Origin of the sequence: Pseudomonas sp. R84 (assembly GCF_009834515.1) — a bacterium.
Classification (GTDB): domain Bacteria; phylum Pseudomonadota; class Gammaproteobacteria; order Pseudomonadales; family Pseudomonadaceae; genus Aquipseudomonas.
On record NZ_CP019426.1, the window covers coordinates 2212307 to 2230062 of the forward strand.

Sequence of the window (17756 nt, forward strand, 5' to 3'; positions counted from 1 at the left end):
GTGAAGTGCAGGGCAGCCAGCAGTTGATCGCCTACCTTGTGCCGAGTGATCCGGCGACGGTCGACGCCAGCGCCGAGCAGCAACGTCAGTTGCATGACAGCCTCAGTACCTGGCTGGGCGCAACGCTGCCGGATTACATGGTGCCGACCCATCGTCTGTGGCTGGCGCAAATGCCGCTCACGCCCAATGGCAAGATTGATCGCAAGCGCTTGCCGATTCTGGAACTCACGGCGGCGCAACAACACGTCGACCCGGTCAATGCCACCGAGCAGGCGTTGGTGGAGATCTGGAAAGACGTGCTGGGGCTGGCACAGGTCAGCACCAGCGACAGCTTCTTCGCCCTGGGCGGCGATTCGATCATTTCGATTCAAGTGGTCAGCCGCGCCCGTCAGCAAGGCCTGGAACTGAGTCCGAAGGACCTGTTCCAGCACCCGACGATTGCGCAATTGGCCCTGCGCGTCGAAGCCTCCTGCGATAAGCCGGTGGCAGCACTGATCGAGGTGCCGCTGCATGGTCTGAGTGAGGTGCAAGTCGCGCAATTGCCGCTGCCGCAAGATCAGTTGGCAGGTCTTTATCGTCTGTCGCCGATGCAGCAGGGCATGCTGTTCCTCGGCCTGAACGCGCCGGAGTCGGATCTCTACATCAACCAGTTGTGCATTCCGGTGCAGGGCCTTGACCCGGCGCGGTTGAAGGACGCCTGGGCAACCGTCAGCCGACGCCACGATATCCTGCGCACCGGATTCCTCTGGCAGGACATGGCCGAGCCGCTGCAATTCGTCCTCGCTGATCCGCAATTGCCAATCAGCCTGCTTGACTGGCGCGAGCAGGATCACTCGGCCGAAGCGCTGCAAGCGTTGGCCGATGCCGAGCGAGCCAAGGGCTTCGATCTCGATCAGCCGCCGCTGCAACGCCTGACGCTGGTGCAAGTGGGCGAGGACAGCTATCAACTGATCTGGACCTACCACCACATTCTGCTCGACGGCTGGAGCAGTTCGCAGTTGATCGGTGAGGTGTTGAGCCAATACTCCGGCAAGCCATTGGCCGACGCCGTGCCGTACCGCCGCTATATCAACTGGCTGCAACAGCAGGATGGCAACGCCAGTGAAGGGTTCTGGCGTCAGCACCTGAGTCAGCTCGACGAGCCGACTTATCTGGCCGACGCCGTGGCGCGCACCGGCAGCGGTCGTGGCCACGAAGCGTTGTACAGCCGCCTGGGCGAAGAACGTACCGAACAGCTCAAAGCCTTCGCGCAAGCACAGCAAGTCACCCTCAATACCTTGGTGCAGGGCGCGTGGCTGATGCTGCTCAGCCGTTACAGCGGTCAGCGTTGTGTGGCGTTCGGCGCCACGGTGGCGGGGCGCCCGGCGAGTCTGCGGGCGTCGGAATCGATCCTCGGTCTGTTCATCAACACCTTGCCGGTGATCAAGGATGTACCGGCCGAGCAGGCGGTCGGCGACTGGCTGCGCGACTTGCAGGACTTCAACCTGGAAATGCGTGAGCGCGAATACACCCCGCTCACCGACGTGCAGCGCTGGGCCGGACGTGCCGGGCAATCGCTGTTCGACAGCATCATCGTGTTCGAGAACCACCCGATCGACCAGGCGCTGCGCGAGTGGCGCGATGACTCGCTGAAGTTCGGCGAGATCAGCAACGCCGGCCTGACCAACTTCCCGATGGATTTGATGGTCACCCTCGAAGAGGGGCTGGTGATCGAGTACATGTTCCTTCGCGAGCATTTCGACCGGGCGACCGTTGAAGGCATTCGCAGCAACATGGAAGGCTTGCTTGCGGCGTTGGCACAGGATGCGGCGCAACCGCTGGGGCGCATTGGTCTGCCAACGGGGCAGGCGGCTACCGCGCAGGTTGTGCCGGCCGCTTCGCAAGCACCGGCCGTGCATCAGCGGATCGCTCAATGGGCGGCGCAGCGTGGTGAGCAGACGGCGCTGATCTTCAATGGCCAGACCTTCAGTTACGGGCAGATCGACGCCCGCGCCAACCGTCTGGCCCATGCGCTGATCGCTGAAGGCGTCGGCCCGGAAATACGCGTCGGCGTGGCGTTGCCGCGTAGCGAAAACATGATCGTGGCGTTGCTCGCGGTGCTCAAGGCTGGTGGCGCTTATGTGCCGCTGGATGCGACCTATCCGCGTGAGCGCCTGAGTTATCTGATGCGCGATTCCGGAATTGCCTTGCTGCTCAGTGATTCGAGTCTGCGTCAGGTGCTGCCAACGCAGGACAACCTGCATGTGCTGGAGCTCGATCAACTGGATCTGAGCGCGCACTCCGCCAGCGCACCGGATGTTGCGGTGCAACCGGGCAATCTCGCCTACGTGATCTATACCTCCGGTTCGACCGGCCAGCCGAAAGGCGTCGGTGTCGCTCACGGCCCGTTGGCGATGCACTGCCAGGCGATCGGTCAGCGTTATGAAATGAGTGAGGCCGATTGCGAGCTGCACTTCATGTCGTTCGCGTTCGACGGCGCGCATGAGCGCTGGTTGACCACTCTGACACACGGCGCGCGTTTGCTGATCCGTGACGACAGCCTGTGGACCGCCGAGCAGACGTACAGCGCTCTGCATGAATACGACGTAACCGTGGCCGCGTTCCCGCCAGTGTATTTGCAGCAACTGGCCGAACACGCCGAGCAAGACGGCAATCCGCCGGCGGTGCGTATTTACTGCTTCGGTGGCGATGCCGTGCCGTTGGCGAGTTTCGAACTGGCCAAACGTGCGCTCAAGCCGCAATACATCATCAACGGTTACGGGCCGACGGAAACCGTGGTCACACCGCTGATCTGGAAGGCCGGTGCGGATGATCAGTGCGGTGCGGCCTACGCGCCAATCGGCAGTGTGGTCGGCGAGCGCAGCGGTTATGTGCTCGACGCTGACCTCAATCCATTACCCGCGGGCGTTGCCGGTGAACTGTACCTGGGCGGCGCGCTGGCCCGTGGTTATCTGGGCCGTGCCGGCGGCACCGCCGAGCGCTTTGTGGCCAACCCGTTCAGCACCGACGGCAGTCGTCTGTATCGCACCGGTGACCTGGTTCGCCAGCGCGAGGACGGCACTGTCGACTACCTGGGACGGATCGACCATCAGGTAAAAATCCGTGGTTTCCGCATTGAGCTGGGTGAAGTCGAGGCGCGTCTCAAGCAGCAGCCAGGCGTGCGCGACGCGGCCGTGGTGGCCCGTGAGGGGGCCAGTGGCAAGCAATTGCTCGGCTACGTGTTGGCGAATGCCGATACGCAAACCGATGGTTTGTGCGAACGCCTGCGCGAGCAGCTCAAGGCCAGCTTGCCGGACTACATGGTGCCTGCGCACCTGATGTTGCTCGACCGCATGCCATTGACGCCGAACGGCAAGCTTGACCGCAAGGCGCTGCCGAACCCGGACGCTGAACAGCGTCAGGATTACCTGGCGCCGCGCACTGAGCTGGAAAAGGCCCTGGCGAAGATTTGGCAGGAGGTGCTGAAAATCGAACGCGTCGGCCTCACCGACAACTTCTTCGAACTGGGCGGTGATTCGATTCTCAGCCTGCAAGTGGTGGCCCGTAGTCGTGTGCTCAAGGCTCAGGGGCTGAGCCTGAAACTGCGCGACCTGATGCAGAAACCGAGCATCGCCGAACTGGTCGCCAGTGTGCAGGGCAGCGCCGAAAAAGCTTCCGGGCTGTTGGCGATGAACGCAGAGGTCAAGGGCGTTGCGCCGCTGTTCTGCATCCACGCAGGCTTCGGCACGGTGTTCGACTACGAGCCGTTGGCGCGCCGTTTGAGCGGTCGTCGTCAGGTGTTGGCAATTCAGTCGCGCATGCTCTTGGACCCGGCATTCAACGATGTGTCGTTGCAGAGCATGGCCAGCGCTTACGTGGCGCAGATTCGCGAGAAGCAGCCACACGGGCCGTATCACTTGTTGGGCTGGTCGCTGGGCGGGACGTTGGCGATGTTGATGGCCGCGCAATTGGAACAGGCTGGTCAGACCGTGAAATTCGTCGGCCTGGTGGACAGCTTCGTGCCGTCGGCCAAGGTCAACGAAGGCGCAGTGGATGACTGGCAGGCTGATCTGCGCGATTTCCTGCGGGTGACCCTGCCGGATGCTGCGCAGGACTTGAGCATCGACGGTGAGGAAACACCGCATAACCTGCGGGCACTGTTCGCCGGCGCCATGAGTGTCGAACGTGGCGCTTCAACCTACGTGGCACTCGGCGCCGATGAACTGGCCCATGTGTTCAGCGTGGCACGCCGGCTCAAGCAATTGTCGTTGCAACTGGATCGCTGTGCTCCGTTGGCGGTCAATCCGATCTGCTGGTGGACGCTGGGTCGCGAAGAGGAGGCTGTGGAACTGGCGGCGCAACTTGAGCAACCGGGTATGGGCGGCGAATGGCTCGATTGCGGGCACTTCCAGATCCCGCGCGATGAAACTTTCCTGTCCGAGGCTGAAGAAATGCTCGGCGAGATCGTTGAACCAGTAGCCATGTCCTGAACTATGTTCTGAACCTGAAAAAACGGTCGGGCGCCTTTATGGCGCTCGACCTGTCTGGAGAGATACGAATGTCGTTGAACCCTGATATCGCCGCGTTCCTGCAACTGGTCGGCAACGGCCGGGCCAGTGGCAAGCGCGTTGGCATGCATGAGCTGAGCCCGGCAGAGGCTCGCGAACAGTTTGATCAGTCGTCGTTGTTGATGGACGCCGGCGGCGAAGAGCTGGTTGTGGTGGATGAGTTGCAATTGCCGGTGCGCGATGGCACGCGTCTGAACGCGCGGATCTACAGCAATCAGCCTTTGAGTAGCGGTGCCGGGCGTCCGGCGCTGTTGTATTTCCATGGTGGCGGTTATGTGGTCGGCAGCCTCGATTCCCACGATTCTCTGTGCCGGGCGTTGGCTTCGATGGCTGATTGTGTGGTGTTGTCGGTGGCGTATCGGCTGGCGCCGGAGTTTCGCTTTCCGACGGCAGCCAACGACGCCCGCGATGCCTGGGACTGGCTGGTGGCCCGTGCTGCGGATCTGGGCATCGATGCCGCGCGTCTGGCGATTGCCGGTGACAGCGTCGGTGGCAGCCTGACCACGGTGCTCGCCGCGCAACTGACGGATGCGGCTGTGCAGCCGCGCTTGCAGGTGCTGATCTATCCGGTCACCGATGCCAGTCGCAGCACGCCTTCCATCGAGCAGTTCGGCGAAGGGTATCTGTTGGAGAAGGCTTCGCTGCAGTGGTTTTATGAGCACTATCAGCGTGATGCCAGTGATCGTCTCGATCCGCGTTTCTCGCCGTTGCTGGCTGAGGTTAACGCTAACGTTGCGCCGGTGCTGTTGGTGTTGGCCGAGTGTGATCCGTTGCACGATGAGGGCGTGGCGTATGCGCGTCACTTGCAGGCGGCGGGGGTTGCGGTGGAGTTGAAGGTTTATGAGGGAATGACCCACGACTTCATGCGCATGGGGGCGATTATTGATGAGGCTGAAGAGGCGCAGGAGCATATTGCTGGGTGCTTGGTAGAGGTGTTTGCTTTGGCTTGACGAGGGGGGGGGGAATATCCGTTGCTGCGGGTGTTGCTGATTAGGGTTCCGCCCTTACGGCGGGTCACTTTTTCCAGACGCCGAAAAAGTAACCAAAAAGGCTTGCTCCTGCGTGCGGCCCGCTCGCTGGGGCTCGGGGTTCCTTCGCTGCGGGATCGATCCGGGCGCAGCGTCTCCGGTTTGCTTCGCTGCACCTACTCTCGCTGTGTTTGGCTGCGCCAAACGGTCGCTGCGCTCCCACCCCCGGATCAATCCCTCCACTCAGCCTTCCGACGTCGCCTTACAGATCAAGATCAAAAGCAGGCGAGCTGACACTCGGCCTATTGAGTGGTGAAGAGCACAGCGTGGTCGGCTTTGGGTTTGGTGGTGGATTTGCCCCTCACCCCAGCCCTCTCCCGAGGGAGAGGGAGCCGATTTGGGTGTTTTTCAAGATCTGAGTTCGACTCGGTATTTCACGTCGGCGTAACTCTCCCAAACACCACCGTCAGTCCCCTCTCCCTCAGGGAGAGGGCTAGGGTGAGGGGCTCTTGATCTGGCTTTTGATCTGGCTTCGGCTTTTGATCTTTTGCCCCATCGGCAGGCCGAGCGGAGGTGTTCATCCGGGGGTAGGCGCGCAGCGCCGTTCGACGAAGTCGAACACATCGAGAGGAGGTGCAGCGAAGCAAACCGTAGGCGATGCCCCCGGATGGACACCGTAGCGAGGGAACACTGAGCCTAAGCGAAGTGCCGTACGCCAGGGGCAAAGCCTTTTGCTTACTTTTTGGCGTTTGAAAAAGTGAGTCGCTGTAAGAGCGAAACCGCCAGCGGCAGCACCCGAAGCAACGGATATACACCCAAAACCCAAGATCCCCAAAAAAAACGCCGGCAAATGCCGGCGTTTCAGTGAGCGCAAAACGTATTACCAGTTGTAGGTCACGTCAGCAGTCATGGTACGGCCTTCGCCGTAGTAGCAGTCGAGGGTCCCGTTGCACGCGGCAACATACTTCTCGTCGGTGATGTTCTGCAGGTTAGCCTGCAGCTTCACACCTTTGACATGTAGAGGCGATTTTTCCAGATCATAGGAAACCATCGCGTCATACACGGTGTACGACGGTACCTGGAAGGAATCCGACTCGTAGTCCGAACCGTAGCTTTGTTGTACGTAACGAGCACCCAGGCCCATGCCGAAACCGGCCAGAGCAGTAGAAATGTCGAAGTCGTAGTTGATCCACGCCGATGCGGTCAACGGTGGAGCCATGGCCACGGTGCGACCTTCGCGACCGTCGTTGGCGCTGTGCCACTTGGTCTGGTTACGCGACACGGCGGCCAGTACGCGCAGGTTCTGCGTGACATTGACCTTGCCTTCCAGCTCTACGCCACGCGAACGCACCGTACCGCTCTGGACGCTGAACCCCGGGTTGTTGAGGTCGGTGGTCAGCATGTTGTCCTGGTCGATCTGGTAAGCCGACAGCTGAATGAAACCGTCGACGAAGGTCGGTTCGTACTTGATACCGACTTCGTACTGCTTGCCGGTGGTCGGTTCGAACGCACCACCGCCGATGTCAGTACCGGTTTGCGGCAGGAACGATTCGGCGTAGCTCACGTAAGGGGTGATGCCGTTCTCGAACTCGTAGCCAAGGCCGGCGCGACCGGTGAACTTCTCGTCTTTCTGGTTGCTGTGACCACCGGTCAGCGGTTGCTTGTTGTCGGTTTCGGCGAAGTCGTAACGACCGCCGAGGGTCAGGAACCACTGGTTCCAGCGCAGTTGATCCTGAGCGTACAGACCGGTCTGGGTGATGGTGTTATCCCATTTGTACGGCTGGCGGAAGTTGATCGCGCTGCCATACACCGGGTTGTACAGGTCGATACCCGGAGCAGTGCGGTCATACAGGCCAAGGAACTTCGAGTTGAAGTGGTAGTAGTCCACGCCCAACAGCACGGTGTGGTCGATATCGGCAGTCTTGAACTTGGCCTGGGCAATGTTATCGAGGCCGTAGACCTTGTTGTGCTGCGACCAGTCCACGGCGTAACGGCTCTGGAAGCTGCTGTCGTTGAGGCCGGTGACCGGGTTGGTCGGGAACGAATAGCCGTGCAGCGGCGCGACGTACTGGTCGTTGACGTCGGCGTAACGGGCATTCTGCTTGAAGGTCCAGACGTCGTTGAGTTCGTGAGCGATTTCGTAACCGACGACAAACTGCTCGCGATGGTATTTGTTCACGTCCGGCTCGCCGATGAAGCGGCTGCGGCTGATGCGACCATTGGAGGTGCTCTTGACTGTGCCGAACGCTGGCAGGCCCTGGGCTTCCGGTACGTCGTGGTCCTTCTGGTACTGGCCGAACACGGTGATGGTGGTGCGGTCGTTCGGCAGCCAGGTCAGGCTTGGCGCCAGCATCATGCGGTTCTGGCTGGCGTAGTCGATGGCCGAGTTGCTGTCGTTGACCACACCGGTCAGGCGATAGAGGAATTCACCCTGATCGTCGATCGGGCCGCCGAGGTCGAAGGCACCGTAGGCGCGGTCGTAGCTGCCGCCACCGATCTTCACTTCGTGCAGCGGTGTCGCGGTCGGACGCTTGCTGACCATGTTGACGATGCCGCCAGGCTGGTTCTGACCATAGAGCACCGAGGCCGGACCTTTGAGCACTTCGATGCGCTCCAGGGTGTATGGGTCGATCTGCAGCGAACCGCCGGTGCTGCCGCCGCCGTAAGGCATGTGCAGGCCGTCGAGGTACAGCGGAGTCGGGGAGAAGCCGCGGGAAGTCGGCTCGTCAAAAATCTTCACGCGGTCGGCGAATCCGCCACCAGTGATGCCCGGGGTATAACGCAGGGCCTCGGTGACCGATTGCGAACCGCGCATCTTGATTTCGTCCTGGGTGACGACGTTGATCGTCTGCGGGATGACCTTGATTGCCGTATCGGTTTTCGAACCCGTGGCGCTGCGTTTGGCGACGATCCCGTCGACCGGACCCCAGGCCGATTCCGCGGTGGCGGAGATGTTGGTCGGTGCCAGATCCAGACTGGCGCCGCTGTTGCTGCGCGAGCGCAACGCGACGTTATTGCCTTCAACGCTGTAGGCAATGTCGGTGCCGTTGAGCAACTGCGCGATGGCGGCAGTCGGTTCCAGGTTGCCGCTGACCGCGCTGCTGCGCAGACCACTCACTTCATCCGGGCTGTACAGCACCTGAAGGTTGGTCTGGCGGCCGAATTCCTGCAAAGCGCTCCCCAGCGACTGGGCAGGAATATTGATCGCCACGGCCGCAGCCTGCGCCTGGCCGATCATCGGCAAGGTCAGAACCATGGCGCACAGCGCTGGCAACGTGGAACGGAAAGAACGGCGGATCAGCAGAGCCTTGGCGAGCGGGTGGAGTCCGTGCGGTGCGGGCATTATTCTTCTACTCTTCAAAGTGTTGACTGAGAACTATTTCTATTAACTGTAAATAAGACGTTGAACCTTCCGAAAACCGGAAAGGCTCAACGCACTTTTTTTACAAATTTTTCACAATCAGGCGGGTTGAAGCTCGGTGACCACTTTGCCGGCGCTCATGCGCACCAATTGGTCGGCGACATCGAAGTAACGATCGTCGTGGGAAATGACGATGATGGTTTTGCCCAGACGCTTCAGGTCAGGCAGCAGCTCGGTGTAGAAAATGCGGCGGAAGGTCGGGTCCTGGTCGGCGGCCCATTCGTCGAACACCAGCACCGGACGCTCTTCCAGCCATGCGTTGATCAACGCCAGACGCTTGCGCTGGCCGGTGGACAGGTCGGTGGTGGTGAACGAACCGTCACGCACGCTGACCTTGTGGGCGATCTCCAGGCGCTGCAGGTATTTGTTGGCGTCTTCCGGGATATGCGTGTCGCCCTGGACCACGTCGTCGAACAAGTAATAGTCGGCGAAAATCGTCGTGAACAACTGACGATAATCATCGCGGGTCGCGGCGTCGATGATCTGCTGGTTGAGGCGGATCTCACCCTGTTGCGGCGCGTACAGGCCCAGCAACAGCTTGATCAGAGTGGTCTTGCCACAGCCGTTTTCACCGACGATGAAAATGATGTCGCCCTGTTCGATTTTCAGGTTCACCGGGCCCAGACGAAACGGCGATGCACCTTCCACGGTGGGGAAACTGTACGACACGTCGGTCAGTTCCAGACTGTGCACGACTTTGTTTTTCGGGCCTTGCTCGCTGAGCAGCAGGTGTGGTTCGGGCGAAGAAAATTGCTCCGACAGTTCGGCGATGCGGCGAAACGCGATTTGTGCGCGGCTGACAATTGGCAAAGTGCTGATCAAATGTTCCAGCGGGCCTTTCATGTACAGCAACACCAGCACGAAGCCGCTGATCACCGCTTTATCTGTGCTCGGCCACAGCGATTGCAAGCCCAGCGCCAAGCCGATGACCACGAAAAACAGCATCGAACCGAGGGTTTTGGCGATGACGAACGTGTTCACCGAGCGTACCTGGGTGTCGCAGATCTTGTTCGCCGTTCCTTCGATGCCGGCAACGAACATGCGGTGCCGGCGCGGGCGGTGGATGCGCAGTTCTTTCGCGCCTTCAGCCACGGCGTGGTAGTTTTTCTGCAACTCGTCTTCGTAGTCGCGGGCCTTCATGAAGCCCTGCATGCCACGCCCGCGAGCAATGTACTGAATGATCGTGCTCAGCAGAATCGCGACCACCACCATCAAAAACATCGGCCATGACAACATCGCCAGATAGCCCATGCAGCCCAGGGTGACGGTCATGGAAATCGCCAGCGGGGCGAAAGCGAAAGCGAAGTCGCTGATGGTGTCGACGTCGTGGGTCAGCACCGGGATCAGACGATGGCTGCGATAGCGCTCGATCTGTTCAATGGGGGCCGAGAGGACTTTCTCGCCCAGCTCCTTACGCAGTTTGGCAATGATGTGCTGGCCGACATAGTTGGTACCGATGTCGGAGAAAATCGAACTGGTCAGGGCCAGCAGGCACAACCCGGCGAAGAGCGCGACCATGGTGTTGCTCAGGTCGCCTTCGGTATGCAATACGCTGTTGATGGTCGCCAGTAGCGCGGTGACGCTCAGACCGCCGACCATACCGAGCAGGGTCGAGACGGTCACAATCAGCCGAAAGGGTTTGAGCAGGGCGAACAATTCTTTGATCACCCCGCGTGTTGGTTTGCTCATGGAGGTTCCCTGCTTGAAAGAGCGGCGAAGGCCGCTATTGATCGCGGACTTCGCCTGGATGACGTAGAGGGCGGTGGCGCACCGTGGCGGTTCGCGCTCACCTGTAAAACGACTGGCAGGACGGCTAATTTAGCCGGCGATGGCGTTACAGATCGCGGGCGACGCGAAAGCCGATCCAGTCGCCGCGCGTGTCGGTGTAGGTGGCATTGCGGTTACCGGAGCGGGAGAACACTGGCGCTTCGCCCCAGTCGTTGCCTCGGATGCGGCGGATCTCGCATTTGCCGCTCAGCCAGGCGCTGCCGTCGCTCGGTGCGCCGACGTAGTTTTCGTTGTAGCAGTCGGCGGTCCATTCATAGATGTTGCCGTGCATGTCGTACACGCCGAAGGCATTGGCTGGAAAGCTGCCGGCCGGCGCCGTGAAGTTGTAGCCATCGGCGGCGCCGTAAGTGTTGGCGTGTTTGGCGATGCTGTATTCCTTCCCCTCATCGAATGGGAAGGGGAACGGCCCGGTGCTGCCACCACGTGCGGCGTATTCACGCAGGGATTCGCTGACCAGTCGATATTGCTTGCCGGTCTTTTTCGACAGCCACGCCACGTACGCTTCGATTTCAGGAAAGTCCATGCACACTGCTGGGTGCTTGTCGGTGTACTGTTTGCGCGGGTCGCTGCCCTGATAGTCGGGAATGCCGGCCTTGCACGCACGACCTGGACGCGTGTCGCCGTCGGGCATTTTGTAGCCGCTGTCCTTGAGGTAGGCATCCCACTCGCCGCGCAGTACCTGAAAACGGCTGATCGCCAGCGGCTGGGCAAACGTCACCGGGTGCATCGGGCCTTCGTCAGGCTCGCGGCCGACTTCATCGTCCGGGGTGCCCATGGTGAAGGTGCCGGTGGGCAGCACGACCATTTCCGGGCAGTCCTTGCAGTCCTTGAACACCTTGCCCGGCGCCGGTGGTGTGGCAGCCTGGGCAGCGCCAGGCAGCAGGCCGGCGGCGAGGGCGGTGAGCATCAGCGCCGGCAGGGTCTTGAGAGGAAAACGACGCAGTTCACTGTTCATGGCGGGTCTCGCTAAAAGAAAAAGGGAGCGCTCAGAGGGCTTGGTCGAGCACGGCCAGCAGACGGTCGATTTGTGCTTCGTCATTGAGCAGCCCGGGTGCGGTGCGGATCACCGGGCCGACATCGCGGTGGACGGCATCGGCCACCACGCGGTTGGCCATCAGGTGCGCAGCGATCTTGTCGCTGTCCCTGCCCTTGACCCGGAAGAATGTGAAACCGGCGGACAGCGCTGGACTCAACGGCGTGACGAGTTCGATTTGCGGACGTTGTTGCAGGCGCTGTTTCAAGTAACTGTTGAGCGCGTGAATGCGTGCTTCGACATCAGCCTTGCCCAGTTGCAGGTGCAACTTGAACGCCTCGTCCAGTGCCCAGCGATGCTCGAACGCGTGGTAGCCACCCGGGGTCATGGTGGTGGAAAACGCTGTGGCTTCGGAGAACGTCGGAATAACCGGCGTGACGTATCTGACGTCTTCGAAGCGGCTGCAGATGATCCCGGTACCGCGTGGGCCGAACATCCATTTATGTGTGCCGGCGATGAAGAAGTCGCAGTTCATTTGCGCGAAGTTGAGGTTGTCCACGCCGAAGCCGTGCACGCCGTCGACCACATAGACGATCCGGTCGGCATCGCTGCGACCGCGATTGTGCTTGTCGACGATTGCGCCGATCTCGCCGATTGGCAGTTTCAGGCCGCTGCCCGAATGTACCCAGCACATGCCCAGCACGCGGGTTTCGGGACGTATGGCGTTGTCGATGTTGGCGAGGATTTCGGCTTTGCTGGCGCTGTACACATCCTTGAACAACGGGATCTTGCGCACCCGCGTGCCATCGCGTTCGGTGCGCAAGGCGAGGATGGTGTGGGTGGCGTAATGTTCGTGGACGGTGGTGAGAATTTCCTGGTCGGCGCGCACATGCGCGCCGCCATAAATCGTCGCCAGGCCTTCGGTGGTGCTGCCGGTCAGCGCGATCTGCTTGGCGTTGGCCTGCAAGTAGCGAGCGGCCCAGACCCGCACGTTTTCCTCGCGCTGTTCGATCACGCCCAGGTCCCAATCCATCGCCAGACCGGGGTTTTTGTCGAGGGCCGCGCGATGCTGCTCGATGGCCTCGCGCACCGGTTTGGGGTGCGAGGTGATCAGAAAATTGGAGAAGTGCAGCCAGTCCGGGTCCTGATCGAACAGCTGTTGCAGCTGCGCCCACTTGTTGCGCGGCAGCGGCGCAACGGCTGAAGCACTGGCGAGCGTGGGCAGGCTCGCACCCAGTGGCAGCGCCGCAGCCAGTATCCCGGCCTGCTTGAGAAAATCACGACGATTGCTCATGGCTTGGCGGTTCCCGGCGCGGTGGCCAGTGCCGTTTTCGCGGCTTTCTCGACCTGATCCCAGACCCGCAGGAAGTTGCCGCCCCACAGTTTGGCGATATCCGCCTCGGAATAACCGCGCGAGATCAACTCGGCGGTGACGTTACGGATCTCGCCAACATTCTCGAAACCTTTGACGCCGCCACCTTCGTTGAAGTCGGAGCTGATGCCGACATGATCGATGCCGATCTTGCGTACCGCGTAATCGATGGCGTCGCCCAGGTCCTTGAGGCTGGCTTTCGGCTCTTCTTCGAGGATGCCGTAGAGGCGGCCAGCGTACTGGCCGAACTTCTGTTCGGACCACGCGGCAATGATCGGATCACCGGGCATCAACGCCATGGCCAGGTTTGGCAGGGGCGGCAGATCGAAGTCCTTGCGCATCTCATTGAGTTTGTCTTGCGTGGTCTGCGTCAGTGGGCGCAGGTATTGCGAGAATGCGACGATCTGCACCACGCCGCCACTGTTCTTGATCAGTTGCATTTCCTTGTCGCTGAGGTTGCGTGGAATATCGACCATCGCGCGTGGCGCCGAGTGCGAGGCGATCAGCGGCGTGCGGCTCAGTTGCGCGACTTGCTCAAGGGCCTTGGTCGACATTTGCGAGACGTCGATGATCACGCCCAGATCGTTCAGGCGCTTGACCGCTTGCTTGCCCAGATCCGAGAGACCGTCGAGGGCGTCCGGTGAATCATTGAGGAACGGCAACGGACGCGATGAATCAGCCCAGTCGTTATTGCCGATGTAGCTGAAACCGAACATGCGCATGCCGCGCGCCGTCCACATATCCAGCAGGCTCAGATCGTGGCCCAGCGGGTAGGCGTTGAGCATGCTGATGAAAATCGCGAATTTGCCTTCGCCGTGCAGACGACGGAAATCATCCGGGGTGTAGGCGATGGCGACCTGATTGGGATAGTCGCGGACCATGCCGGAGATGATCTTGAAGCGAATTTCCTGCTGGTTGCGCGCCTCGTCAACGAAGCCGGGTGTTGGCTTGTGCGGTGCGTTCGGACCGTTCCACATTTCTGGCCAGCCGAAGATGGTCAGTGCCGCGCCGGACAGGCGACCGCGATTGGCTTTGGCCAGATCGAACTGGCCGTCACCGTCCTTGTCGGCCTCGTGGCCGTCGGTGCCGAAGTTCTGCGTCAGGCTGACATGGCTATCGAAAGAGAGCATGCGTTCGTGCAGCTCATCTGCCTGTTTCATGACTTTGACCGGGTAGCCCAGGTCATCCTTGAACCAGTGTTGCCATACGGCAAAGCCTGCGCCGGCGCTGATCGCCAAGGCTAACGGCAGGCCAATGAATAGAGCCTTTTTCGAACGTGGTTTTGTCATTGCCATCTCAGTCGGGTTCGCCATTGAGGTGCAGGCGCGGGGGCCTTTGCTATCTGGGAAGAACGAGTGGATGGCCGTGGAATTTAGGTTGCCAGGTTAAAAGATCGCAGCCTTTGGCAGCTCCTACAGGGATATACATTCCATGTAGGAGCTGCCAAAGGCTGCGATCTTTTCAAACCCACATAAATTTACCTGCGCAACAAACGTTCTAGCTTGGATAAAGCCTGCTTCATGGCTGACACAGGTAGGGCAATGAAGATTTCTCGACGATGGTTCATGGCAGGCCTGGCGCTGACTGGCGCTGCCGTGCCGGCGGCTTATTTTGGGCATCGTGAATGGACGAAGCCGGATCCGACGATCACGCCGGGCGAGGCCTCTTTTGATGTGGCGGACATGGCCGGTCAGCGCCTGGCGAACGCCTTGCGCGGGGTCTGGGATATCCGTTTCGAAGGCGCTGACGCGGGCCTTGCAGGCTTGCCGCAGAAAGGTCTGCAGGTGCTTCTCGACATTGGCCATAAAGGTCGGGGCGTGTGCGGTTTTCTCGATACGCCGGAGCGTTTGCGCTCTGGCGAAACACCTCGTTACCGAATTCTCGGTGATCTGGCCAAGGCCGATGCGGCGAAACTGAGTTGGCGGTTGATCGGCGCTGATGGCCAGATCAGCTATGAGCTGGACATGATCCTCGATGAGGTCTGGGCCGATTTCGGCAATGCCGGCAGCGGCACTCTCAGCGGCAAAGCGCTGCGCCTCGACCGGCCGTTGAATTTGCCTGCGCAGGACAACCGCTTCGTCGCGGTCAAGCAGCTGTTTCCCGAAGCCCGCGAGCGCACGCCGCTGAACGCGACGCTGCTGGCGTGGTTGATTTCTCCTGAGCATCGCCTGTTCCACCAGTTGTGGCATGCGACGCGCGACAAATGGCACAAGCTTCCCGAGGACAAGCGCGAGGCGCTGCGCGGGATTGGCTGGCAGCCCGGGCCGCGTGACAAGGAGCGAGATGCCCGTGGCCCGCGCAAAGATCGCAACGGCTCCGGCGTGGACTTCTTTTTCATGCACCGGCACATGCTCGGTACGGCGCGTTCCATGCAGGACCTGCCGTCCTGGGAGTATTTCCCGCTACCGCAGCCGGAGTTGATCCGCGATCGCATCGGTTTCGCCCGCTACTTCGACAACCACGACGGCACGGCTTTGCCGCCAACGTGGACGGCGGCGGGCGACGATGAGTTCAGTCAGTGGGTCAGCGACATCAAGACTGCTGAAACCTATGAAAGCAACTTCCAGGTCTGGGAGTCGCAATACCGCGATCCGGCGTATCTGGCGAAACTCACGTTGGGGCAGTTCGGCTCCGAAGTGGAGCTGGGGCTGCACGACTGGCTGCACATGCGTTGGGCTTCGGTGCCGCGCGATCCTTCCAATGGGCAACCGGTGCCGTTTGCACGGGATCCGGCAGACTTCGCTGCGCGCTGGTACAACGCTGAAAACGACTTCCTCGGTGACCCGTTTTCATCCCACGTCAACCCGGCGTTCTGGCACTTTCATGGCTGGATCGACGATCGCATCGAAGACTGGTTCCGCGCCCATGAGCGTTTTCATCCGGGTGAAGTCAGCCGCCTGCAGGTCAATGGCGTGCAGTGGTTTGCGCCGGGGCGTTGGGTCGAGGTTGATGATCCGTGGCTGGGGCCGATCACCCATGGCTGCAGCACCACGCCGGGCCTGCAGGTGGGCAAGTCGGTGGAAATGGATCCGGAAACCATGAAACTGGCGCTGCGCATCACCTTCATCACCGACGAAGAAAAACTCGCCGGGCTGTTCCGCCGCGTGCCGCAACGACCGTGGTATGCGCGCAATCTGAAGGCTAAAACCAGCCCGGCTTGAGGGCTGCGTCATCGTTCATTCGCGAGCAGGCTCGCTCCCACAGGATCAGGTGTTGCTCGCAGATTGCGTAAACACCGCCATTCATTGTGGGAGCGAGCCTGCTCGCGAAAACGGTCTGCCAGGCAACGCTATTACTGCGTCCACCCACCGCCCAGCGCCTTGTACAGCGCAATGCTTGCCTGCACTCGTGACAGCCGCAGTTGCGCATTCTGGTCCTGCGCGGCATACAGCGTGCGCTGGGTTTCCAATACCGTGAGCAAATCTTCAGCACCGGCCTCGTATCGACTTTGCGCAATGTTGAAAGCGGTCTGCGCCTGATTCAATTCTTCGTTCTGCCACAACCGCTGCTCGTCCAGCCGACGAATGCTGTTGAGGGCTTTTTCCACGTCGGCGAAACCGTTAATGATCGCGCCACGATAGGTTTCCAGCAGCTCTTGCTGGCGTGCCGTGGCCTTGTCGCGTTCCGCGCCGAGGCGACCGTTGTTGAAGATCGGTGCGACCAGCCCGGCGGTCAGGTTGTAGAAAGGGCTGCGAATCAAATCGTCGAACTGGTTGGCGCCTGAGCCGAGCTGGGCGGTCAGGGTCAGTGCTGGCAACATCGCCGCTCGGGCGACTTTGACGTCAGCTTCGGCGGCGGCCAGTTGCGCTTCGGCGCGAGCAATGTCCGGACGATGAGTGAGCAACTCGCTGGGCACGCCGGCGGCAATATCAGGCCATTGCAGGTGATCGAAGGACTCTGTCGGCGACAGTTGCTGCACCGGTCTGCCGAGCAGGGCGGCGAGGCTGATCAACGCTTCCTGGGCTTGCTGTTGCACGCGCGGCAATTGCCACTGCTGGGTGGCGACCAGGCTCTTCTGCTGTGCCAGTTCCAGCGCGGTCGCCGAGCCTGAATCAAAACGCGTCTGCACCAATTTCAGCACGCTTTGTGCGTTGGCCAGATTGAGTTCGGCGATGCGGCTCTGCTCGCGCAGTGACAGGGTTTGCGCATACGTGCTGGCTACGCCGCTGAGCAATGTCAGCTCGACGGTTGCCCGGTCGAATTCGCTGGCCTGCAAAGTGAACTGCGCGCTGTCCCGCGAGGCGCGTTTGCCGCCCCAGAAATCGATTTCGTAAGTGGCGCTCAGATTGGTGTCGAAGTAGTCCACGGCTTTGTTGCTGCTGTTGGCATCGAGCTGGCTGTAGCCATTGCCGCGCAGCAGTTTCTGCCGATTGGCATTGAGCCCGGCCTTGACCTCCGGCAGCAGTGAGCCGCCGGCGATCACCGTGCCGGCCTGCGCCTGGCGCACGCGGGCAACGGCGGCCGCGAGGTCGAAACTGCCGACGCGGGCCTGTTCGATCAGGCGATCCAGCTCGGGGCTGCCGAACTGCGTCCACCACTGCAGGTTGTTGCGGGCGCTGCTGGCGCTGTGCGGCGACTGCCAGATCGCGGGCGCTTGCACGCCACTGTCGGGGCGTTGCACGGGACTGCCGCAGGCGCTGAGGATCAGGCACACGGTCAATAAACTGAGGCGCGGTTTCATAGATCG

The 17756-nt window shown here is 61.0% G+C and carries 9 protein-coding genes (1 of these 9 cut by a window edge); 3 read left to right on the forward strand and 6 right to left on the reverse strand.

Annotated features, from left to right (window positions below):
• Together PspR84_RS09885 and PspR84_RS09890 are read left to right on the forward strand one after the other, a co-directional pair.
• On the forward strand, positions 1–4469 hold the final stretch of the coding sequence (locus PspR84_RS09885; RefSeq protein WP_160057109.1) for a non-ribosomal peptide synthase/polyketide synthase. 10519 nt of this gene lie to the left of the window's left edge; 4469 of the gene's 14988 nt are visible here — the last part of the coding sequence; its start codon lies beyond the left edge, outside the window; the stop codon is at positions 4467–4469.
• 68 nt (positions 4470–4537) lie between these two features.
• On the forward strand, positions 4538–5497 hold the full coding sequence (locus tag PspR84_RS09890) for an alpha/beta hydrolase (protein WP_160057110.1): 960 nt from the start codon (positions 4538–4540) through the stop codon (positions 5495–5497).
• An 898-nt stretch (positions 5498–6395) separates the two neighbouring features.
• Here PspR84_RS09890 and PspR84_RS09895 read toward each other — a convergent pair.
• The 5 genes from PspR84_RS09895 to pvdM form a co-directional block, all read right to left on the reverse strand.
• Positions 6396–8858, reverse strand: coding sequence for a TonB-dependent siderophore receptor (locus tag PspR84_RS09895; RefSeq protein ID WP_160057111.1), 2463 nt, complete (start codon positions 8856–8858; stop codon positions 6396–6398).
• A 117-nt stretch (positions 8859–8975) separates the two neighbouring features.
• Positions 8976–10625 carry a cyclic peptide export ABC transporter gene (locus tag PspR84_RS09900; protein WP_160057112.1) on the reverse strand — a complete coding sequence of 550 codons (1650 nt, stop codon included), beginning with the start codon at positions 10623–10625 and terminating at the stop codon, positions 8976–8978.
• A gap of 145 nt (positions 10626–10770) precedes the next feature.
• Positions 10771–11679, reverse strand: coding sequence for a formylglycine-generating enzyme family protein (locus PspR84_RS09905; RefSeq protein ID WP_160057113.1), 909 nt, complete (start codon positions 11677–11679; stop codon positions 10771–10773).
• A gap of 31 nt (positions 11680–11710) precedes the next feature.
• Positions 11711–12991 (reverse strand): aminotransferase class V-fold PLP-dependent enzyme, encoded by a 1281-nt coding sequence (locus PspR84_RS09910; protein WP_160057114.1) that lies wholly within the window; start codon positions 12989–12991, stop codon positions 11711–11713.
• Complete coding sequence (pvdM, locus tag PspR84_RS09915; RefSeq protein WP_160057115.1) at positions 12988–14358, reverse strand: pyoverdine-tailoring dipeptidase-like protein PvdM; 1371 nt, start codon at positions 14356–14358, stop codon at positions 12988–12990. The genes PspR84_RS09910 and pvdM overlap by 4 nt, the downstream gene beginning before the upstream one ends.
• 252 nt (positions 14359–14610) lie before the next feature.
• Here pvdM and PspR84_RS09920 point away from each other — a divergent pair, with 252 nt between their 5' ends.
• Positions 14611–16230, forward strand: a complete 1620-nt coding sequence (locus PspR84_RS09920; protein WP_160057116.1) for a PvdJ/PvdD/PvdP-like protein — start codon at positions 14611–14613, stop codon at positions 16228–16230.
• Between the two features lie 131 nt (positions 16231–16361).
• Here PspR84_RS09920 and PspR84_RS09925 read toward each other — a convergent pair whose 3' ends face one another.
• Positions 16362–17750 (reverse strand): efflux transporter outer membrane subunit, encoded by a 1389-nt coding sequence (locus PspR84_RS09925; protein ID WP_160057117.1) that lies wholly within the window; start codon positions 17748–17750, stop codon positions 16362–16364.
• Positions 17751–17756: the final 6 nt, after the last annotated feature.